Genomic DNA, 22,568 nt, shown 5'->3' on the forward strand with positions numbered 1-22,568 from the left:
CTTTACTTCATCCCCGCCTTTAACATTTTACCAACTACTGGTAATTGGCCCAAACGATCGACCTGCTCACTAGGTACCACAATGGTATTCGCTGGATTTTCACCGATACTTCTAAACGCTTCAATTGACTGATTTTGAAAATACTTTTGATCAGCTTGTTGCAACGCATCTTGAATCGTATCAATCCGATACTTTTCCGCATCAGCCCGCGTTTTCGTGGCGTCGGCTTCAGCTTTGGCGGTCGACATTAAAGCGTCGTTTTTCGCTTTAGTTGTCAAATCAATCGAACGCGCTTCCCCCTCAGCCTTAGCAATTGCAGCCACTCGTTCCCGATCGGCGGTTAATTGCTTATCCATGGCCTCTTGAATGGCCCGTGACGGCGTCAATTCATCAATATTAATGCGATCCACATTAATTCCATAGACATTGGTGAGGTCACCAATCGCTAAGCTTAACTCCTGATTAATCTTAGCGGTTGATCCTAACGCTTCATTCAATTCCATTCGCCCAATAATATCCCGCAAATGTCCGCGCACCAATTGAGCCATTGATTCCACAGAATCCGTATTTTCATACATATATTTCACTGCATCAGTCACATGATAGTTCAAAGTCACGCTCGCTGATACATCCGCATTATCCTTAGTGATTACTGAATAATTTGGTAACCGCAAAGGCTCCATCGCTAAACTAACCCGCCGAATCCGTTGTAAAAAGGGAATATAAAACGTCAATCCTGAATTGACCGTACTTTTATATTTTCCTAATGTTTCCCGTAATCCCACATTATTTTGGGGAACAATTTTAATTCCAAATGGCATATTCTTTACCCGACTCCTCTATTTTTGATTAGCATCTAAAGCTAAGTAAACTTGATTTCCTTCAATTTTAACCACCCGATACTTAGCTTGGGGGTCAACCTTTGTCGTCCCTTCCAATTGATATCGATAATTAATTCCATCCAATAAGACCAAACCTAATTGTTCATCAATCATTCGCCCTAAGAGCTTTCTTTGTCCAAATTGACGTTCTTCAAAAGTAGCAGGGGCTGCTACTCCAAATTCTGTGTTTAACAACTGCATAACGTAGTCTGCAACTGAAATATGCTGATAATCAGCATATTTTTTTACCGTTTGATACAACTTATCCGGTAAATTTAATTCGATTGATTTTTTCGCCATGCATCCCTCCTATGCTCTCTGGTTTATATTATAGCATGGGTAGTTTTGGAATTTTCTTCGACGCTCAAATTTATTTATTTTCTTTAATAACACTTATTAAAAAATAATAAATGTATAGATATACTGTAACTTTTACTACAAAAAGGTCAGAACAATATTTGCTCTGACCTTCAATCAAGTAACTTAATTTGATTTTAATGTGCTTCATTTTTAATCGCAGTTTCCAAAGCAACATGCATCATATTAGCAAATGACGTTTGGCGTTCGGCCGCAGATAGAGCGTCACCACGGAAAATATGGTCAGAACAAGTTAAAATGTCCAATGTTTGGATTTTTAACTTTGCCCCCAGCAAATAGAGTCCCGCAACTTCCATTTCCGTTCCTAAAATCCCGTAATCACTTAGCTTTTGCATATCAATTTCATCATTATAAAAACGATCGGCGGCGAAAATATTACCCACCGTAATCGGAATATCTAATTCTTTAGCGGTATGATAAGCAATATCCAACAATTTAAAATCAGGCACCGTTGAATAATAGATTCCAGGACCAAAAGTATTGGCGACAACTGAAGAATCAGTTGAGCCCCCTGAAGCTAAAACAACATCACCTAGCTGCAAATCAGGGGCCATCCCTCCAAATGAGCCAACCCGCATGATGGTTTTAACCCCATATTCTCGCACTAATTCATTAATATAGATTGACATTGAAGGGATTCCCATTCCAGAACCCTGCACCGAAATCCGATGTCCTTTATACGTACCCGTAAAGCCTAATGCCCCACGAACCCCGTTCACTTGTACAACATCTTCGAGAAAATTATCAGCAATATATTTTGCCCGGAGTGGATCACCAGGTAAAAGTACTGTCTCGGCGTAATCGCCCATCTTCGCTTCATTATGTGGAGTTGCCATAGTCTTATCTCAACTTTCTTTTATTTTAAATTTCATAAGCTAGCGTCAAATTTACTGAACTACTTCTTATTTAATCACCGCGTGAATCAACTCTGGCTTCATCGCCTCTGGTCCAATATCAACATGTTCCAAAATATAATCAATAATATCTGGAATCTGTTCCTTTTCCGTCGCAATCGTCATCAAACTCTCGCCTGCTGAGACTGCATCACCCAATTTCTTATGGAGCGTAATACCAACCCCATAATCCAAAAGGTCATCCTTCTTAGTACGTCCGCCACCAAGCCGCATGGAAGCAATTCCAATAGCATTGGCATCTAAGCGCGCTACATAACCTGTCGCTGGAGCGGGTACTTCGACTTGATACTGAGCGTGTGGCATCAAGCTATAATCATTTAAGACGGCGATATCTCCACCTTGAGCCGCAATCATTTCGCCAAACTTAGCTAAAGCTGAACCATCCGCTAGGGTTCCTAATAGCATTGCACGCGCAGTTGCTTCATCATCAGCTTGATGCGCCATCAGCACCATTGGTACTGCTAAGGCTAACGTCACCTCTAACAAATCAGCTGGAGCGTCACCCTTTAACATGTCTAAGGTTTCTTCGATTTCCAGAGTGTTACCAACCTTATTTCCCAATGGCTGATTCATATCTGAAATCACCGCTTGCATTTGCATACCTGCTTCACGACCGATTTTAACCATAATTTGCGCCAAAGCTTCAGCTTGCGATTGTTCTTGCATAAAGGCTCCTGCCCCAGTTTTCACATCCAAAACCAAGGCGTCATTACCAGTTGCTAATTTCTTAGACATAATCGAAGCGGCAATCAAAGGAATCGAGTCCACTGTCGCCGTCACATCGCGCAGAGCATACATTTTCTTATCCGCTGGGGCAATATTTCCTGTTGCACCGATAATGGCGGTCCCAACTGTTTTAATTTGTTGCTTAAAATCTTGTTCGCTAATTTCGACTTGATAGCCAGGAATAGCTTCTAGCTTGTCTAACGTGCCTCCTGTATGCCCAAGCCCACGTCCAGAAATCATTGGGACTTTAATTCCCAAAGCAGCCAACATTGGAGCCAAAGGTAAGCTAACTTTATCACCCACCCCACCGGTCGAATGTTTGTCGACTTTAATACCTTCCACATCACTAAAATCAATTACATCGCCCGAATGCATCATAGCTAAGGTTAAATGTGTTAATTCTGACAGGGTCATACCTGTAAAATAGGTTGCCATTAAAAACGCAGAAATTTGATAGTCGGGAATCTGATCGGCAGTAATGTCTTTAATCATCGTTTCCAATTCGACCTGTGATAATTCTTCGTTATTTCGTTTTTTCATCAAAGTTTCAAGCATTGTCATAATGAATCCTCTTTATTTCAAAGTAGCTAAGAAGCTAGCCCCAACCTGGTTATCAATCTTAAAGTTATCCAAAACGGTTGCCCCAAAATCCGAGTAGCTCTCACGAATTCCTAGCGATCCATGCTGCTGCATTGAAGGTGAGTAGGCTAACACTGGCACTTGTTCACGTGTATGATCGGATCCCTTAAAGCCTGGATCATTTCCGTGATCAGCCGTAATTAGTAGCAAATCATCTGGACGTAGCGCCTTCATCACTGCCCCTAGGCGTCGATCAAAGTCCATTAAGGCCTTGCCCATTCCTTCTGGATCACGTCGATGACCGTACAAAGTATCAAAATCAACTAAATTTGTAAACGCGAAGCCAGTAAAGTCTTGTTGTAAAACATGGTCAACATGATCCATGCCATCCATATTCGATTCATTATGATAACCTTCATCAATTCCTTGGCCAGAGAAGATATCATTAATTTTTCCAATCCCAATTACTTTTTGCCCAGCAGCCTGCAACTTAACTAAATCAGTTTCACCCGTGGGGGCCAAGGCAAAGTCATGCCGGTTTGCGGTCCGCTTGAAATTATCTGCTTGCGTACCAACAAAAGGACGTGCAATAATGCGCCCAATAATATCAGGAGCTTCATTCACTAATGAACGCGCATATTCACAAATTTTATACAATTCTTCAACTGGGACGACCTCTTCATGGGCCGCAATTTGTAATACCGGATCAGCGGAGGTATAAATAATTAATGCTCCTTCTTTAACTGCCTGCTCGCCATAATCTTTGATTACTTCAGTCCCTGAATACGGACCTTTAGCAATTACAGGACGGCCCGCAAAAGCTGAAATTTTATCAATCAATGCTTTTGGAAAGCCATTCGGATAAGTACTTAATTCATACATCATGGGTAATCCCATCATTTCCCAATGTCCATCCAAAGAATCTTTTCCAGCTGAAATTTCAGTCATCTTACCATAATATCCCACTGGTTGATCAATGGGCTCAACCCCCAAAATTGGATTATCAGCCCGAATATTACCGAGCCCAATTTTTTGGAGGTTAGGGAGCGACCAGTTTCCTTGAAAATGTTCCCCAATATGTCCTAAGGTATCGGCCCCCTCATCGTCATACTTGGCTGCATCCGGCGCTGTACCAATTCCAATTGAATCTAACACAATTCCAAAAACACGCTTATACATTTGCTTTACCTCTTTTTTACGCAACTTTAAAAAATATGAATTTTAGCGATAGCAAAAAAAGCCTAGACACGATTAGTATCCAGGACCCTTTTGGTCACCTTCGTTGTTAATCGTGATATACCATCACAATTTTAAACATTTTCTAGTAATTACTATCTGAGACTTCATCATTCATAATGGCGACTGAAGCTGAAACACCTAGGCGGGTTGCCCCGGCCGCAATCATCGTATCGGCTTCGGCGCGGGAATGGATACCACCTGAGGCTTTCACACCGAAATCAGATCCTACTGTCTCACGCATCAACTTAACATCTTCTGCCTTCGCTCCCGAAGTTGAAAAGCCAGTTGAAGTCTTAACAAAGTCAGCACCACCATTCAAAGTATCCTTTGAGGCCCGGACAATCTCTTCTTTTGTTAACAAGGCCGTTTCAATTATAACCTTCAAAATGGCATGGCGATCATGCGCTGCCTTCGCCAATTGTGCAATTTCGTCGGTAACCATGCGATCATTACCACCCTTGAGTTCTCCGATGTTAATCACCATATCAACCTCGGTCGCTCCGTTTTCAATGGCATCAATGGTCTCTGCCACTTTCACTGCCGTTGTATTAGCTCCCAGCGGGAAGCCAATCACTGTACATACATTGACATCTGTATCTTTGAGTTGTTCTGCCCCATAAGCCACCCAATAAGGATTAACGCAAATTGAAGCAAAATCATATTCTTTTGCTTCATCAATAATGGCTTGAATCTGTGCTTGCGTAGCCTCAGCCTTCAATAAGGTATGATCCATATATTTTGCTAATTCGTGCTTGGTTAATGACATAATAATATCACCTTTCAAAAATAAAATTATTTTAGGAATGCCCAACTTCCTAGCACTGGTAGTCTCCTCGCCACATCACTACCAACCCGCAGACGTTTGCCAATGTAAACGTTTACAAACATTATTGTAGCACATCTAAAATTAACACTCAATCATTTTCCTGATTTTATAAATAGCATTCTTTTTTCAGCCTAAATAAAAAAGACACGGCTGAAAGCTGCCATGTCTTATCATCTCGCATCAACTATGCTTTTATTAATAAATCAAGTGAATTAAAGTTAGTGCCAACCCCACTTGGAAAATAATGGTCACCAACCCATAACCTATATATTTCATCCCCGATTCAGCAATCGTTTTCCACTTTAAATTCAGCCCAATCCCGGCCAAATTCACCACGCCAAAGAAACCAGTAACGGCTTTGGCCCCATGTACCGTCGCTTGAGGTAACGTGACTACAGAACTAATGAGCAACAAAATCAAGAACGCATAAATAAACCAAGGTACGAGCTTATACACTTTAATCGGTGGTACGGTTGAGGTTTCACCCAGCACTTGTTGTTCATGTCTTTGCGCTGATCGTGACATCAGTAATACTACCACTGAAAGTAAAATCACACGCAACATCTTATACAAAGTAGCGTAACCAACCACATTAGCATTAACCAGAGATGCCGTTCCAATGACTTGACCCACTGACTGAACGGTCCCACCAATTAACGCCCCGACCAAAACATCGCTGTGCGGGAAAAGCACTGGACCTAAAGCTGGTAACACAAATAAAAGCACGACTCCGGATAACGATACGGTCGCGACTGCTGTCCGCCGCTGATCATCGGAAGCTTTAATTTCTGGAGCGACTGCCGCAATGGCACTGGATCCGCAGACAGCGTTTCCAGCCCCCATCAACATCCCCGCTTTCCGATCAACTTTAAATAAGACCCGACCAATCCACATGACAAAAAGAATCGTTATCGTCATCATCAAAACAATGTATAGGACTCCTTGCCAACCTAAAGCTTCGATGGTAGCTAAAGTAACTTCCATTCCCAATAGAGCAATCCCAATTTCAATTGGATATTTTTCAGACCATTTTACCCCTGCAGCTAATTGCGGTTGTGTCAATAATGTATTCCCTAAAACAATTCCTAACAATAACGCAATGGCTTCCGCCCCTAAACTCGGAATATACCAACTCATCCATTCGGCCAAGATTGAAACAAATAAAGTTACGCCAATTCCCATCCACATATTTCGCTTAATTCGCAAGATTCATATCCTTCTTCCTCTTTGATATATATAACTTTAAATCGTTTTTTATAATTAGTAAAATAGATTATAATAATGTTTGTTATTAATAATTTTAATGGGGGTCCAATATGTTTGAACTATTTGAAACTTTTATTGCCGTCTATGAAACTAAAAGCTTCACCCGGGCGGCCCAACATTTGTTTATTTCGCAACCGACCGTCAGTGTTCGCATTCAAAAATTAGAGGGCGAGCTGAAAACCCCTCTTTTTACACGAGATCAAAATCATCGGGTCCGTCCAACTGAGGCAGCGACTGTATTGTATCCACGAGCCTTAGAATATTTAGCTAATTGGGAACAGGTCCAAATGCAAATTCGCCAACGTTCGCTAACCAAAACGCCCTTTAAAATCGCAGTATCACACAGCGCCGCAACCAGTGTCATGCCTGAAATTTTCAAAAAATTGCAACCCTTTTTGCCTGAATTAAATCTAAATATTAGTATGCAAAACTCCGAAAAAGTCTTCCAATTAGTTGCCGATCACGATATTCATTTTGGCATTATCGAAAAACCAATTCGTGGCGACCTAACGCAAAGTTTCCCCCTCTTTAGTGATGAATTGGTTTTGGCGGGGTACCCAGAAAAACAAACCTTTTTCATTCGGGAAGCGGGGTCTGGCGTTAGTCACTATACGCAACAATTTTTAAAAACAAATCCATTCCCCATTCAACACATTATTCCCATGAATAGTAACGATATGATTATCGCCCACCTCAAAGCTGGACTGGGGGCGTCGTTAATCTCTAAGCGTTTCATAACGGATTTTCTCCCTTATCAACATTTATCCGATCAATATCAGCGTATTTTTTACGGTTTGGCGTACCTCGATGAACACGACCCCCTTATTTTAAAAATCATTGAACTTTTAAAACATAGCTCCCAGTTTTCCAGTGATACAGCTAAATAAGCAAAACAAAAAGGCATATCCCTGCGGGCATGCCTTTTATGTTCATGCACTTAACAATTACAATTGCATTGAATTCTCAATATCTGAGATTGAAGGAATACTTGTCCCTTCATCCGCTGCTACAATTGGTTCTGCTTCAAGCTTTGGCTTAACTGAGCGATACTCTGGCATTCCGGTTCCAGCTGGAATCAACTTACCAATAATAACGTTCTCCTTCAAACCAACCAATGGATCATTCTTTCCACGAATAGCAGCATCCGTCAAGACACGTGTTGTCTCTTGGAAGGAAGCAGCTGACAAGAATGAATTCGTCTCCAAGGAAGCTTTCGTAATTCCCAAAAGCACTGGACGCGCCGTTGCTGGCAACTTACCAGTCTTCAACGTATCCACGTTAGCTTCACGGAATTGCGCGATATCCAACAAAGTTCCAGGCAACAAATCAGTATCTCCAGGATCCATGACGCGCACCTTACGCAACATTTGCCGGGCCATAACCTCAATGTGCTTATCACCAATTTCAACTCCCTGCATCCGATAAACTTGTTGAACTTGTTCAACAATATAGTTTTCAGTTGCCATCGTATCGCGCACCTTAATGATTTCCTTTGGATCAGCTGATCCTTCAGTAATCGTATTACCACGATGGATATGATCTCCTTCGGCATACTTCATCCGTGCTGTCATTGGCAAAGTATAAGTCCGCGTATCGGTTTCACCCTTAATCGTAACTTCCTTCGTCCGATCAGCTGGATTTTCTTCAATTGATTCAACAATTCCAGAAACTTCAGAAATAGGCGCTTGCCCCTTAGGGTTACGAGCCTCAAAGATTTCCTGCACACGAGGCAATCCTTGTGTGATATCATCTCCGGCAACTCCACCAGTGTGGAACGTCCGCATCGTCAATTGAGTACCAGGTTCTCCGATTGATTGAGCAGCAACCGTACCAACGGCTTCTCCAATTTCAACCACATCACCAGTCGCCATGTTACGACCATAGCAACGCACACAAACTCCGTGTTCAGTGTTGCAAGTAAAGGCAGAACGAATATTAACGGTCTTAACTCCTGCAGCATCGATTGCCTTAGCGATATCTTCATCAATCATTTGGTTATGTTCAACCAAAACTTCACCAGTTTCAGGATCAACCACAGTCTTTTGCGCATAACGTCCTAAGACCCGGTCATACAATGGCTCGATAACTTCATTTCCATTCATAATGGCTGAAACATCCAAACCACGATCAGTACCGCAATCTTCCTCGCGGATAATAACATCTTGGGCCACGTCAACCAAACGACGGGTCAAGTATCCTGAATCGGCAGTCTTCAAGGCCGTGTCGGTCATTCCCTTACGAGCCCCGTGGGTTGAGAAGAACATTTCCAAAACTGACAATCCTTCACGGAAGTTCGCAATGATTGGCAACTCCATAATCTTACCATTAGGCGCAGCCATCAAACCACGCATTCCGGCTAATTGTGTAAAGTTAGAAATGTTTCCACGCGCTCCAGAATCTGACATCATGAAGATATTGTTGTCTGGCTCGAAATGCTCAATTAGCTTTTCAGTAATATCATCCTTGGCCTTATTCCAAATATCAATTACGCGATTATAACGCTCATCATCAGTAATCAAACCACGCCGGAATTGCTTTGAAACAGTCGCAACCTTGGCATGCGCAGCTTCGATAATGGCTGGTTTTTCCTTCAAATCCGTAACGTCGGACACTCCAACCGTCAATCCAGACTTAGTTGATTCATCGTAACCAAGGTCTTTCATCCGGTCCAAGAGTAATGACGTTTCGGTAACCTTATAAATCTTGTAGACTTCGGCAATAATATCTGATAAGTACCCCTTCTTAAAGGCGCCATAGATTGGCGTATTTTGCATGTACTCATTAATATCTTGACCTGGCTCCAAGAAGAATTTGTCATCAATTTGACGTAAATTATCTTCGGTTGGTTCGTTCAAGTATGGGAAGTCGACTGGCAAAATATCATTGAAAATTAACTTACCAACCGTCGTAATCATAATCTTGCTACGTTGATCATCCGTAAATGGCTTCTTCACATCAAATGATGAAGTTTGTACCCCAATCCTTGTGTGCAAGTGGACATACTTATTTTGCAAAGCTGTCCGTGCCTCATTGATGTCTTTGAAAATCATTCCTTCACCTTCACGACTAGCTTCTTCAGTCGTCAAGTAATAATTTCCAATAACCATATCCTGCGATGGCGCAACAATTGGCTTTCCATCCTTTGGTGCCAAAATGTGGCCAGCTGCTAACATCAAAAGCCGCGCTTCCGCTTGCGCTTCATCTGAAAGTGGCAAGTGAATAGCCATCTGGTCCCCATCAAAGTCGGCGTTATAAGCTTCGGTAACCAATGGGTGCAAACGCATCGCTTTACCTGAAACCAAGACTGGTTCAAAAGCCTGAATTCCCAAACGGTGCAATGTTGGGGCACGGTTCAAAAGCACTGGGTGCTCTTTAATTACGTCTTCCAACACGTCCATCACATCATCATCTTTACGATCAATTTTGCGCTTAGCAGCCCGAATGTTTCCAGCCAATCCACGTGCTACCAATTCCTTCATAATAAATGGACGGAACAATTCCATGGCCATTGGCATAGGCAATCCCATTTGATTCATCTTCAAAAATGGACCAACGTCAATAACTGAACGTCCTGAATAATCAACACGCTTTCCAAGCAAGTTTTGACGGAACCGTCCTTGCTTACCCTTCAACATGTGTGAAAGTGACTTCAATGGCCGATTTCCTGGTCCGGTAACTGGACGTCCACGCCGCCCGTTGTCGATCAAGGCATCAACCGCTTCTTGTAACATCCGCTTTTCGTTTTGCACGATGATACCAGGCGCATTCAAATCTAACAATCGCTTCAAACGGTTGTTACGGTTAATAACTCGACGGTACAAATCATTCAAATCAGAAGTGGCAAAACGACCACCTTCCAATTGAACCATTGGGCGCAAATCTGGTGGGATAACTGGAATAACATCCATCACCATCCACTCAGGTTTGTTGCCAGACTTAACAAAGGCTTCAATAATATCCAAACGCCGTACCGCGCGCACCCGCTTTTGACCAGTGGCTTCACGCAATTCTGCCTTTAATTGTTCAACTTCACCTTCTAAATCAGCTTGTTCCAACAAAGTCCGCACCGCTTCAGCTCCCATTTGAGCCTTAAAACGGTTACCAAAAGTAGCTTTGTTTTCACGGTATTCACGTTCTGACAACAATTGCTTTGCAACCAATGGTGTATCTCCACCATCTGTTACGACATAAGAAGCAAAGTAGATTACTTCTTCCAATTGCCGTGGTGACATATCAAGGACCAAGCCCATCCGTGAAGGAATTCCCTTAAAGTACCAAATGTGTGATACAGGGGCTGCTAATTCAATGTGACCCATCCGCTCGCGACGAACTTTAGCTGAAGTAACTTCAACCCCACAACGATCACAGACAATTCCTTTATAACGAATTCGCTTGTATTTTCCACATGCACATTCGTAATCTTTTGTTGGTCCAAAGATTCGCTCATCAAACAACCCATCTTTTTCAGGCTTTAATGTTCGATAATTGATTGTCTCTGGCTTTTTGACTTCACCGTACGACCAGCTACGAATCTTGTCTGGACTAGCCAAACCGATTTGCATGCTTTCAAACTTATTGACATCAATCAATGTTTTGACCCCTTTCAATCTAGATCCTTATCTTTATAAGTCACGTCTTAATCTATTCTTCAATTGTATTAGTGGCTGGGGTATCTGACTTTTTACCATCATCCGCAAAGCCTTGCGCCAACTTTTGTGCTTGTTCAGTGGCAACCTCGATGTTGACAACTGAATCATCTTCATCCATATCGCGCAATTCAATTTCACGATGGTCGGCATCCAAGACCTTCATATCCAAACCAAGTGACTGCAATTCCTTAACCAAGACCCGGAATGATTCTGGCACACCTGGCTTTGGAATTTGTTCTCCCTTCACAATGGCTTCATACGTCTTAACACGTCCGATTACGTCGTCTGACTTATACGTTAAGATTTCTTGCAAGGTGTGCGCTGCTCCATAAGCTTCCAACGCCCAAACTTCCATTTCTCCAAAACGCTGTCCTCCAAATTGAGCTTTTCCACCCAAAGGCTGTTGTGTAACCAATGAGTAAGGCCCGATTGAACGTGCGTGAATCTTATCATCAACCATGTGTGCTAGCTTCATGTAGTGCATAATTCCAACCGAAACGCGCTTGTCAAAAGCTTCTCCAGTCCGACCATCATACAAAACCGTCTTCCCATCAGCTGGCAAACCAGCTTCCTTAACGGCTTCCCAAATATCTGAGTCACGCGCCCCGTCAAAGACAGGTGATGCAATGTGAATTCCAAGTTCGCGAGCAGCCATTCCAAGATGCAACTCCAAAACTTGACCGATATTCATACGTGATGGCACACCCATTGGTGACAACATAATGTCAATTGGGGTTCCGTCTGGCATGTATGGCATGTCTTCAGAAGGGACAATTACGGAAACCGTACCCTTGTTTCCGTGACGACCGGCCATTTTATCTCCAACTTGAATCTTACGACGTTGGGCAATATAGACCCGGACCATCCGGTTAACACCTGGGGCTAATTCATCCCCATTTTCACGCGTAAAGATCCGCACATCTTGAACAACTCCGCCACCACCATGTGGTACCTTCAAAGATGTATCCCGAACTTCACGGGCCTTTTCACCAAAGATGGCATGCAACAAACGCTCTTCAGCTGATAATTCAGTCACTCCCTTAGGCGTAACCTTACCAACCAAAATATCACCATCTTCAACTTCAGCCCCAATCCGAATTGTTCCATCTTCATCCAAATTTTTCAATTGGTCTTCACCAGTATTTGGAATTTCTCGAGTAAATTCTTCAGGGCCGAGCTTTGTATCACGGGCCTCTGATTCATATTCTTCAATGTGAATTGAAGTATAAACATCATCACGAATCAAACGTTCGTTAATAATGATGGCATCCTCAAAGTTATATCCTTGCCAAGTCATAAAGGCAATCAATGGGTTTTGTCCCAAGGCTAACTCACCTTGTTCCATTGATGGCCCATCCGCAATTACTTCATCAGCATCAACTTGATCACCAACGCTTACAATTGGGCGTTGATTATAGTTCTTTCCGGCATTTGACCGACGGAACTTCATCAATTTGTATTTATCAAGTGAACCATCTTCACGCCGAATCCGAATTTCGCGACCGTCAACATACTCGACTGTTCCTGGGTGGCTCGCAATCATTGCGACCCCAGCGTCATGGGCAGCCTTGTATTCAATTCCCGTTCCAATCAATGGGGCATGTGGATTGATCAAAGGCACCGCTTGCCGTTGCATGTTGGCTCCCATCAAAGCACGGTTCGAGTCATCGTTTTCCAAGAATGGAATTGCCGCTGTGGCAACGGCAACAATTTGCTTAGGTGAAACGTCCATGTAATCGACTTGATCAATTGAAACTTCAATATTATCGTCTCCACGTCGTGCCAAGACCGTATCCGTCGCAAATGAACCATCTTCATTTAAGACTGAGTTTCCTTGCGCAACCGTGAAGTTATCTTCTTCATCCGCTGTTAAGAAGTCAATTCGATCGGTAACCTTATGATTTTCCCATGAAACCCGTCGGTATGGGGTTTCAATAAAGCCATATTTATTAACTTTTCCATACGTAGCCAATGAGTTAATCAAGCCAATATTAGGACCTTCAGGTGTTTCGATGGGGTCCATTCGTCCATAGTGCGTATAATGCACGTCTCGAACTTCATATCCGGCCCGATCACGCGTCAAACCACCAGGTCCCAAAGCAGACAGACGCCGCTTATTCGTCAATTCTCCCAAAGGATTAGTTTGATCCATAAACTGTGAAAGTTGTGATGAACCAAAGAATTCCTTGACTGCAGCAACAACGGGACGAATATTAATCAATTGTTGTGGCTTAACCGTTTCCGGATCTAACGTCGTCATCCGCTCACGAACAACTCGTTCCATCCGAGTCAAACCAATACGGAAGGTGTTTTGTAGCAATTCACCGACCCGACGAATCCGCCGGTTTCCAAGGTGATCGATATCATCCACATTTCCAATTCCATATGGCAAGTTCAAGAAATAATTCATTCCGGCAATGATGTCTGCAGGTTGAATTGTCCGGACGTTATCAGAAATATGTCCGTTTGAAATGACGGGCAAAGTTTGCTCTGGGTCAGTTGGGTCTTGTACCAAAATCGTTTGCAAAATCATTGGTTCTGAAACAACCGCGTCATCAGCTGGCGTGTACGTTGCTGTCTTGAAATTAGGATTTTGCAAGTAAGGCTTCAATTGTCCCAAAACTTGCTTATCCACAACTGTTCCCTTGGCGGCAATAACTTCTCCAGTTTCAGGATCAGCTAAAGTTTCACCCAAAGTTAAGCCAAGCAACCGATTTTCCATAGCCAGTTTCTTGTTAGCCTTATACCGTCCAACCATGGCAAGGTCGTAACGCTTAGGATCAAAGAAACGTGCCACTAATAAATTACGAGAAGCATCAACCGTCTTAGGCTCTCCTGGACGCAACTTTTCAAAAATATCCTTTAGGGCCTCTTCAACTCGTGAGTCGTTTAAGTCCTTGTGCACATCTTTTTCAAGAGTCAAATTAATTGAATCATATTGATCTCCTAAAATTTGCAAAATTTCATGATCTGAGCCATAGCCTAAGGCACGCACCAATTCAGTAATTGGCAACTTCCGCGTCCGGTCAATCCGCACGTAGCTCAAGCCCTTCGCGTCAGTCTCATATTCCAACCATGCTCCACGAGATGGAATATAGGTAGTTCCATAGCGAGGACGCCCGTTCTTATCATTTTCAACATTATAGTAAACACCTGGTGAGCGCACTAATTGTGAAACGATAACTCGTTCGGCACCGTTAATAATAAACGTTCCACTTGGCGTCATCTTAGGGAAATCACCGAAGAAAACGGCATCTTCTTGGATTTCACCAGTTTCATGATTAGTTAACCGTAATGTTACTTCCAAAGGCGCTGAATAATTTGCATCGTGCATGCGCGCCTCTTCTACCGTGTACTTTTCGTCTTTCAACTTATAGTCCACAAACTCCAAGGTTAATTTACCTTGGTAGTCTTCGATTGGCAAAATATCATTAAAAATTTCACTCAACCCTTCATCCATAAACCAATCATACGAATCTTTTTGAATCGCAATCAAATTTGGCAAGTCCAAGACTTCTTTAATTCGCGCATACGAACGCCGAACTCGGTGCTTACCGTACTTAACTAAATGATGTTCTGCCAAGTTTCCCACCTCACTAAAATTTTGGTCACTGTGTACCTGCGAAATATTACATTTTGGTTACAAATTGTGTACTCCGCTCATTTTTAAGCGCAAAAAAGATAATAACATTCGTTTTCCGTCAAATGCTATTATCTTTGATATCTAGCCATTTAGGGACAATATTTCCTAAATCGCCTTGTTAAATACACAGTTAAACTAATATAAATATACCACTTTATACAAATTTTTTCAATCCAGCCGCGTCAAGCCGCATATCGTTCTATGTTATGTGTTTTTAACTATTAATTTTTAAATGTAATTTCACCCTTATGGGCACCAATCGTTACCAATTGATTTGGCTTAATTTTTCCAGCTAAGACTTGCTCACTTATCTCGTCCTCAACCTTAGTTTGCAAAGCACGCCGCAAAGGCCTTGCTCCATATTCGGGATCAAATCCTTCATCTGCAATCAAAGCCACCGCTGCCGGTGTAATCTTAATTTGATAATTTTGTTCAGCCATCCGCGCCACCAATTGGTTCGCTAAGAGGCGTACAATGGCTTTCACTTCTGATTTATCTAAAGCTTTAAAGACCACCGCCTCATCCAAACGATTAATGAATTCTGGTTTAAAGGTCTCTTTTAAGGTTTGGCGAACCATCTGATTCATACGCTCATAATTATTAACATCATTATTAGCACCAAAACCAACGGTCTTCTCATCACGCAGGCGGGTCGCTCCCAAATTTGAAGTCATAATGATAATCGTATTGCGAAAATCAATCTTGCGCCCCTTAGCATCAGTCAGATATCCATCATCAAACACTTGTAACATCAAATTATAAACATCAGGGTGAGCCTTTTCCGCTTCATCTAGCAAAATCACTGAATATGGATGACGACGAACTTTTTCAGTTAATTGGCCACCTTCTTCAAAGCCGACATACCCGGGAGCAGCTCCCACCAACCGACTAGTTGAATATGATTCCATGAATTCCGACATATCAACACGAATCATATTATCTTCAGAACCAAACACCGTCGCAGCTAAGGCCTTCGCTAGCTCAGTTTTACCGACTCCAGTGGGGCCCAAGAACATAAAGGTTCCCATAGGGCGGTTTGGATTTGTCAACCCAGACCGCGCCCGGCGAATCGCACGGGCAATCGCTGAAACAGCTTCATCTTGACCAATCACACGCTTATGCAATTCACTTTCTAAATTCAGCAAACGCTCTTTTTCATTTTGTGTCATTTGTTGCACTGGAATTCCTGTCTGCTCTGATAAGACTTCCGCTAAATCTTCTTCTTTAAGCACAGCTGTATAATGATGAGCCGCTTGTTCATTACGCTGCTTCTCTAACTTCTTCTTTTGTGCCAATTCTTTTTTACGCATTTGCGCAGCCAATTCAAAATCAAAACTCTCCAAAGCCGCTTCTTTTTCATTCTTGAAATTTTCAATTTTTTCTTCCAAGGCACTAATCGGCGTTGCCGCAACATGATTTTCAATTTGTACTTTAGCCGCTGCTTCATCTAATAAATCGATTGCCTTATCCGGTAAGAAGCGGTCTGGCATATAACGGACTGCTAACTTCACCGCTGCCACAACTGCCTTATCACTAATTTGCACTTGATGATGTTCCTCATAGCGGGGCTTCAATCCGCGCAAAATTTCAATCGCATCGGCTTCACTAGGCTCATCAATTTGCACTTTCGCAAAACGGCGCGCCAGAGCAGCATCAGTTTCAATATATTTTTGATATTCGTCTAAAGTTGTTGCCCCGATGACTTGAACTTCGCCTCGCGCAAGCGCTGGCTTCAATAAGTTGGAAGCATCAATCGCTCCCTCAGCTCCACCAGCCCCAATCAGAGTATGCAATTCGTCAATAAACAAAATCACTTGCCCGTTTTCATGGACCTCTTCTAAAATGTTTTTAACCCGATCTTCAAACTCACCGCGAAACTTTGTCCCGGCGACCAAGCGCCCCATTTCGAGCATCATCAAACGTTTATGCGCCAAAGACTCAGGAACTTCACCCGCTACAATTAGCTGGGCTAATCCTTCGGCAATAGCCGTTTTACCAACCCCAGGTTCACCAACTAGCACCGGATTATTTTTAGTCCGCCGCGCCAAAATTTGTGTCACCCGTTTAACTTCTGCCTCACGCCCGATCACAGGATCCATCAAGTCATCACGAGCTTGAGCCGTTAAATCACGGGCCAAGCTGTCCAGCGTTGGTGTTTCGCCTGGTTCACGCTTTTGCCGCTTAGGACCGAATAGATTTTCTTTTTTATTATTATCAGGCAATGGGGCCCCCATCATTTGCAAGGTTGCCTGCTTGACATCAGCTGGTGTCAAGCCAAGTTCACTAATAATACGCGCTGATAAAATATTTTCATCATCGAGCAAAGCAAACAAGAGATGCTCTGTACCTACTTCTGTCGCTTTTAATTCTGCTGCTTTTGCTTCAGCCTTTTGCATCACAACTAATGCCTTGGGTGAATAACCACGTTCAGCATGATTACTCCGCGATGCCATGCCGTAACCAGTTAAATCTTCAATCTCTTCTTGAATATCTCGATCGGTCACATGAAAATTCAACAAAATTTCTTGACCCGCATTTTTTTCATCCGTGGTCATCATCCCTAACATTAGATCCTCGGTCCCAACGACCTGATGCCGAAAATGACGTGCCCACAGTTGAGCCTGGGCTAATGCCGCTTGCAATTTATCTGTATATTGTTGACTCATTCGTCGTCCCCCCGCTCTAAATCAAAGCTCAGTTGTTTCAAAGTTTGTCGCATTAAATGCGCCCGTTGTTGCTCCGCCAGCAAATCTGGTCCCAAAGCTTCCAAACAGGTGGCCAGCAAGTGTGCTTCACGTTTGCTGACCCACCCCGCCTGTTGTAGCCATCGCAATCGGATCTGGCACTCCGACCAACTTAGTTCATCAGGCAATTGATGTATTTTATCCACCAAATCTTGAATTTTTTGTCGATCCGGACCAAATTGGATTTTCAGATAGCCACCGTCTCCACGTTTCGTTGTCACCAGATACCCTTGCTCCGGTTTAAACCGCGTACGCAGAACATAATTAATTTGTGACGGCACTACATCGAATTTACGGGCCAATTCAATCCGCTGTACTTCAATCAGCGCATCTTGTTTTAAAAGCTGTTTTAAATATGCTTCAATGATATCTGACATATTTTTAGACGCCATTTTCACCCTCCTACTCTATTTTCATTCAATTAAAGTGCCATCTTTGAATCAATTAACCATAATTTTAACTAATTTGCGGATAAAAACAACCCACATAGCGTACATTTTTCATAAATTTGACCTTTTTTGACCATTTCCATAAAACTTAATTCATACTCTTTTGCTAATTAAATCAAACGATGCAAAAATGCCAAAAAACGATACGCACCATCAACTTACCGTTTACTAATTTGACAATAATTCATCGGCTTGGGCTTTTGACCGCACCACGGTCAGCCATATTTAAAAACAAGGCGACAAAAAAGGAGATTGATAATCAATCTCCTTTTTATCGAATGCACCTGGCAGGACTCGAACCTGCAACCTTCTGATTCGTAGTCAGACTCTCTATCCAGTTGCGCTACAGGTGCATATTAAAATATATGAGGCCTTTAAATACTTATCAAGCCAATGCCGACTACTGGATTCGAACCAGCGACCCCTTCATTACTAGTGAAGTGCTCTGCCAACTGAGCTAAGTCGGCTTGATAGATATTAATGCGGATGACAGGAATCGAACCTGCACGTCACAAGGACACAGGAACCTAAATCCTGCGCGTCTGCCAGTTCCGCCACATCCGCATAGATGTTTTACTAATAACCCGAAACAACTTTTATATCATATCACTCGACAGAATGTATGTCAACCGATTTCATCAATCAATCTTAATTTGTTTCAAATTGGTAATCCAAGTATGCGCAGCGTTATCGACATCTTCTATATCACCCGCATCAGGCATTGTTAAGTATAACACGTTTACCTGCTGCCAAGCAACCTCTGCTTTCAACAAAATGCTATTTTCTAAAGCCGTCAATTGAGCAACGGTCACTTGTTGCAAGCGTTCCGGTTGATTTCGGAATTGTTGGGCAAACCAATTCCGAGCCAAAAAGCGACCTAACAACGCTGAAAACTGATCCGCAGTCAAAGGTATCACCCGTTGAACATTAGCAATTGGTAAGGCAGGTACTTCTTTGACTAAAAAGCGTTCCATTTTTGGCCATTCTAAATCTAAAACATAGAAAAATTGCCAGGGTAAAACGCCTAACTTAGTCAATGTCGCTGGTAACATCTCAGTTAAATCCCAATTACCAGTTTGCGGACGTTGCGAGAGAAAAACATTTAAAAATCGTTGCATAGTTTCTTGAACGACAGGCACTTGGCGCTGGCTTTGCGTTAGATGATAACGAACTTGCAAAAATTCAGGAATCTGATCATCTGCTAATTGGTGATCATTACGTGTCTTCATTTGCCGTATTTTAGCCGGCTTCTGATTTTGTGTACGTTTAACTTGTGCAAACTGACCTTGTTTAACCATGTTGCCACCCTTTTCCTGCTTTAAATCAATAGCTTTTATAAAAAATAGAAAGTTATACTTTCCAAAACATTTCAATCCAGAACTATGCTATTTTATACTTATCATTTAAGAATATGAAGATACGAAAAAAGCTAGGAACAAGTCCTAGCCTCACTACTCCGAATGTCGGGCTCGAACCGACGACAGCACGATTAACAGTCGTGTGCTCTACCAACTGAGCTAATTCGGAATTATTTGTAGCACTTAACTACAAGATAATATTATAAAGACATCCGCGAATTTAGTCAACTAATTTCAATTTTTTTCTAGTAAAATTTGCTTTTAATTAATTGTTTCATTTAAAAATTGAAGCACGGTAAGTTATTGTTATTCCTCACATATAGGACAAATTTTATGTTAAAGTCTAAAACGTTATTCAGATAATTCTGGATGTTCAGATAGAAAATCAGCTATAGGTTTTAAAAAATTCCGAGCTAAATTAACTGGCACAGCATTACCAATCTGTTTGTATTGTAAATTTAATCGATTATTTTTCGTAGAATTTTTATTTCCGCCATCACTAAATATCCACCAATCTGGAAATGTTTGAATACGAGCGGCCTCTTTAACGGAAATACGCCGATTTAAATTAGAGTCGCCTGTAAATATCCAAGAATTTTTATCAATTTTTTTCATCGGTGATCCACCAGGCCACATAGGAGCTTGTCGACCACTAGCTTGTATTGTAAAACTTTGATCATTCCAAGACTTCTTTCGATTACGTGACATATACATAGAAGAAAAGCCACCTTCATATACATCTTCTGGATTTTTAGGCAAATCTCCAATAGCATCTTTTAAGGTAACGTATGGTATCAATTTAGGTCCATGAGTATGCTCAGGTGCCTTAAAAGTATAACCATAGGGTTTTACAATTTTTTCAACATGTGAGCCCACCAAAATAACACGTTCACGCAACTGCGGAACACCATAGTCTCTCGAATTAACCAAGAATGCTTGTACATCATATCCAGCAGAAGCAAAATCCTCTTTTACTTGTTTAAAAACAGTCCCTTTAGCCAATGTCATAAGCCCTTTAACATTCTCGGCAATGAAAAATTCTGGTTCGTGTTGTGTTAATGCACGAATAAAGTGAATATAAAGGAAGTTACGAGGGTCATCAATAAGTCGAGGACCTGCTGAGCTAAATCCCGGGCAGGGGAATCCGCCAATCATAATCTGCGCTTTGGGAAAGTTAGCAACTTTCCTAATATCCTGAGCATCTTTTACTACGCTACTTAAAAAATTATTTAGATATGTTTCATTAGCTTCTTTAAACATGTCATTCGAATAAACAATATTAAACAAAGACTCAGATCTATTATTAAAATATGTTTTCTTAGTTTTGTAAATTTCATCAGTGAAATTACGACCTTTAATCGCATCAATTCCAGCTAATTCCAACCCTAAATCTAGCCCCCCCGCACCTGAAAACAAACTAACCACATTGAATTTATTAGGCTTTAAAGTAACTTTTTCAACAATTGAGGTATCATTCTCTAATTCATTTGCTAACGCCTGCTCTTCTTTAATCTTTTTAAATAATATATCTTTAACTTCTGATTCATCTAATGTCGATGAAGAAATAAATTCTTTTACCATAATATAGACCTCTGACATCCTTAATTTTATCTATTCAAGTAGTGTATCAAAATTTTTTAAAGTTGGCCAGTTCTTTAAAATGATGCATAATAATTCATATACTTATAGAATAGGTGATTATTAAATTATGATGGAACCAACAACTAATACGCTTACTGCGTACTACAACGTCTTAACTTTCAACTCTTCAAAATTACCCCCGATCATTCAAAAGAAAGGCGGATCAGCTAACAAAGCTGGCGATGCTTTTGAAGTCTTTGTTAAAGATATGTATTGTGTTGAGGCACAAAAATATCCCTATTTAGACGACAAAATAAATAACTATAAAAATTATTTGTCCTGGCAGGGTGATTCATCTCATTTCCCAGACTTAATTATCCGAGGCGGAGAAGGCGTTGAACCTAAAAAAATGACTAGCTCAAACTCTAATCTTTCCCTAAATAGTTCATATCCAAAAGATTATATTTATCCAGATACACAAAATTTAGGGGATATCGAAGAAACAAATTGGACAAAAAAGCCACTAGTTTATGTAATTGGTACAGTCCCCATAAAATTTAACAATAGGCGCAATGAAGAATCTAAATGTTCTGTAATTTGGTTTGCTTTTGGAAATACGTTAGCAGCAGACCAAAAAGTCTATAAAGACTTAATGGAATCTATCAGAAATAACCTAAGTAATGTTCACTTACCCCGAACAACTAGTGAATTTTCTACAACAAAAGAATTAGGTCGAATTAAAGATGTTGACGGCTCGGGAAATACCAATTTAAGATTACGAGGAATGTGGGAATTAGCTAATCCCAACACTGCATTCAAAGAATATCTTGATGATAATTTTGTTCCATCTGATGCAACAGCTGTTAATCTAATCATGCTATCTAAAGATTATGATGAATGTCCAAAGAAGCCGGATTTCAGTGACCTAATTGCGTCTAATCAACTTATCATTAAAGAAATTGAAATTCCAGATCCCAATAATGAAAATATGAAATTAAAAGCAAAGTTATTCCAAGGATTTACAGATTAATTATCATAATCAAATTTAAAGATATTTAATTACTCAAATTACATAAATTTTTTAGTTAATTATACTCTTATTTTCAATAAATTCCTAATTGTTATACAGTCTGATTTTACTTATAAACATTTTAAATTTAATTGACGCCAGACTTAAAACCAAACGACAGCGTAAAGCAAAAAAAGCACCAGTTGCATGCAACTGGTGCTTTTAAACAATTTTCGTTAAATAAACTTTCATAGCCAAGCGTCTTAACTCTATTACTTCTTAACGTCCATAGCGTGTCCACCAAAGCCATTACGCAATGCTGAAAC

The 22,568-nt window shown here is 41.3% G+C and carries 15 protein-coding genes and 4 tRNA genes; 2 read left to right on the plus strand and 17 right to left on the minus strand.

Translation table 11 applies throughout. The features are described 5' to 3' along the window. Positions 1–2: 2 nt before the first annotated feature. From ACJQWY_RS05100 to ACJQWY_RS05130, 7 genes are all read right to left on the minus strand, one after another. On the minus strand, positions 3–821 hold the full coding sequence (locus tag ACJQWY_RS05100; protein WP_407076657.1) for an SPFH domain-containing protein: 819 nt from the start codon (positions 819–821) through the stop codon (positions 3–5). An 18-nt stretch (positions 822–839) separates the two neighbouring features. After that, entirely contained in the window at positions 840–1,181 is a 342-nt protein-coding gene (locus ACJQWY_RS05105; RefSeq protein WP_407076658.1) for a hypothetical protein, read from the minus strand. Positions 1,182–1,375: 194 nt separating this feature from the next. Continuing rightward, complete coding sequence (gene deoD / locus ACJQWY_RS05110; protein WP_407076659.1) at positions 1,376–2,095, minus strand: purine-nucleoside phosphorylase; 720 nt, start codon at positions 2,093–2,095, stop codon at positions 1,376–1,378. Between the two features lie 66 nt (positions 2,096–2,161). Next, entirely contained in the window at positions 2,162–3,460 is a 1,299-nt protein-coding gene (locus tag ACJQWY_RS05115) for a thymidine phosphorylase (RefSeq protein WP_407076660.1), read from the minus strand. 12 nt (positions 3,461–3,472) lie between these two features. Next, positions 3,473–4,657 carry a phosphopentomutase gene (locus tag ACJQWY_RS05120; RefSeq protein WP_407076661.1) on the minus strand — a complete coding sequence of 395 codons (1,185 nt, stop codon included), beginning with the start codon at positions 4,655–4,657 and terminating at the stop codon, positions 3,473–3,475. 142 nt (positions 4,658–4,799) lie between these two features. Then, entirely contained in the window at positions 4,800–5,483 is a 684-nt protein-coding gene (gene deoC / locus ACJQWY_RS05125) for a deoxyribose-phosphate aldolase (RefSeq protein ID WP_407076662.1), read from the minus strand. A gap of 255 nt (positions 5,484–5,738) precedes the next feature. Then, positions 5,739–6,749, minus strand: coding sequence for a YeiH family protein (locus tag ACJQWY_RS05130; RefSeq protein WP_407076663.1), 1,011 nt, complete (start codon positions 6,747–6,749; stop codon positions 5,739–5,741). Between the two features lie 110 nt (positions 6,750–6,859). Between ACJQWY_RS05130 and ACJQWY_RS05135 the strand changes: the two genes are divergently transcribed. Then, a complete protein-coding gene (locus ACJQWY_RS05135) occupies positions 6,860–7,696 on the plus strand; it encodes a LysR family transcriptional regulator (protein WP_407076664.1) in 837 nt (278 codons plus the stop codon). A 57-nt stretch (positions 7,697–7,753) separates the two neighbouring features. On the opposite strand, the gene rpoC is transcribed toward ACJQWY_RS05135, so the two are convergent. The 10 genes from rpoC to ACJQWY_RS05185 all read right to left on the minus strand — a co-directional run bounded on the left by rpoC (position 7,754) and on the right by ACJQWY_RS05185 (position 21,233). Next, the gene (gene rpoC / locus ACJQWY_RS05140) at positions 7,754–11,398 is read right to left on the minus strand and encodes a DNA-directed RNA polymerase subunit beta' (protein ID WP_407076665.1); all 3,645 of its coding nucleotides are present in this window, start codon (positions 11,396–11,398) and stop codon (positions 7,754–7,756) included. 52 nt (positions 11,399–11,450) lie between these two features. After that, positions 11,451–15,041 (minus strand): DNA-directed RNA polymerase subunit beta, encoded by a 3,591-nt coding sequence (gene rpoB / locus ACJQWY_RS05145; RefSeq protein ID WP_407076666.1) that lies wholly within the window; start codon positions 15,039–15,041, stop codon positions 11,451–11,453. Between the two features lie 281 nt (positions 15,042–15,322). Further along, entirely contained in the window at positions 15,323–17,767 is a 2,445-nt protein-coding gene (locus ACJQWY_RS05150) for an ATP-dependent Clp protease ATP-binding subunit (protein ID WP_407076667.1), read from the minus strand. Continuing rightward, complete coding sequence (locus ACJQWY_RS05155) at positions 17,764–18,237, minus strand: CtsR family transcriptional regulator (RefSeq protein ID WP_407076668.1); 474 nt, start codon at positions 18,235–18,237, stop codon at positions 17,764–17,766. The genes ACJQWY_RS05150 and ACJQWY_RS05155 overlap by 4 nt, the downstream gene beginning before the upstream one ends. Positions 18,238–18,573: 336 nt before the next feature. Further along, positions 18,574–18,647, minus strand: a tRNA-Arg gene (locus ACJQWY_RS05160). A 41-nt stretch (positions 18,648–18,688) separates the two neighbouring features. Next, positions 18,689–18,761: transfer RNA gene (locus ACJQWY_RS05165), tRNA-Thr, on the minus strand. A gap of 14 nt (positions 18,762–18,775) precedes the next feature. Next, positions 18,776–18,858: transfer RNA gene (locus ACJQWY_RS05170), tRNA-Leu, on the minus strand. A gap of 74 nt (positions 18,859–18,932) precedes the next feature. Continuing rightward, entirely contained in the window at positions 18,933–19,592 is a 660-nt protein-coding gene (locus ACJQWY_RS05175) for a hypothetical protein (protein WP_407076669.1), read from the minus strand. Positions 19,593–19,748: 156 nt separating this feature from the next. Continuing rightward, positions 19,749–19,821 (minus strand) — tRNA-Asn (locus ACJQWY_RS05180). A gap of 182 nt (positions 19,822–20,003) precedes the next feature. Continuing rightward, positions 20,004–21,233, minus strand: a complete 1,230-nt coding sequence (locus ACJQWY_RS05185; protein ID WP_407076670.1) for a DNA cytosine methyltransferase — start codon at positions 21,231–21,233, stop codon at positions 20,004–20,006. A gap of 127 nt (positions 21,234–21,360) precedes the next feature. On the opposite strand from ACJQWY_RS05185, the gene ACJQWY_RS05190 reads away from it, so the two are divergent. Next, positions 21,361–22,263, plus strand: coding sequence for an NgoPII family restriction endonuclease (locus ACJQWY_RS05190; protein ID WP_407076671.1), 903 nt, complete (start codon positions 21,361–21,363; stop codon positions 22,261–22,263). Positions 22,264–22,568: the final 305 nt, after the last annotated feature.

It is taken from the genome of Weissella kandleri (assembly GCF_045504165.1).
In the GTDB taxonomy this organism is placed as follows: Bacteria; Bacillota; Bacilli; order Lactobacillales; family Lactobacillaceae; genus Weissella; species Weissella kandleri_A.

Bases quoted from the DNA above. Each gene is read 5' to 3' on its own strand.
- ACJQWY_RS05100 (WP_407076657.1), bottom strand. From the start codon at position 821: ATGCCATTTGGAATTAAAATTGTTCCCCAAAATAATGTGGGATTACGG.
- ACJQWY_RS05105 (WP_407076658.1), bottom strand. From the start codon at position 1,181: ATGGCGAAAAAATCAATCGAATTAAATTTACCGGATAAGTTGTATCAA.
- deoD (WP_407076659.1), bottom strand. From the start codon at position 2,095: ATGGCAACTCCACATAATGAAGCGAAGATGGGCGATTACGCCGAGACA.
- ACJQWY_RS05115 (WP_407076660.1), bottom strand. From the start codon at position 3,460: ATGACAATGCTTGAAACTTTGATGAAAAAACGAAATAACGAAGAATTA.
- ACJQWY_RS05120 (WP_407076661.1), bottom strand. From the start codon at position 4,657: ATGTATAAGCGTGTTTTTGGAATTGTGTTAGATTCAATTGGAATTGGT.
- deoC (WP_407076662.1), bottom strand. From the start codon at position 5,483: ATGTCATTAACCAAGCACGAATTAGCAAAATATATGGATCATACCTTA.
- ACJQWY_RS05135 (WP_407076664.1), top strand. From the start codon at position 6,860: ATGTTTGAACTATTTGAAACTTTTATTGCCGTCTATGAAACTAAAAGC.
- ACJQWY_RS05150 (WP_407076667.1), bottom strand. From the start codon at position 17,767: ATGAGTCAACAATATACAGATAAATTGCAAGCGGCATTAGCCCAGGCT.
- ACJQWY_RS05155 (WP_407076668.1), bottom strand. From the start codon at position 18,237: ATGGCGTCTAAAAATATGTCAGATATCATTGAAGCATATTTAAAACAG.
- ACJQWY_RS05175 (WP_407076669.1), bottom strand. From the start codon at position 19,592: ATGGTTAAACAAGGTCAGTTTGCACAAGTTAAACGTACACAAAATCAG.
- ACJQWY_RS05185 (WP_407076670.1), bottom strand. From the start codon at position 21,233: ATGGTAAAAGAATTTATTTCTTCATCGACATTAGATGAATCAGAAGTT.
- ACJQWY_RS05190 (WP_407076671.1), top strand. From the start codon at position 21,361: ATGATGGAACCAACAACTAATACGCTTACTGCGTACTACAACGTCTTA.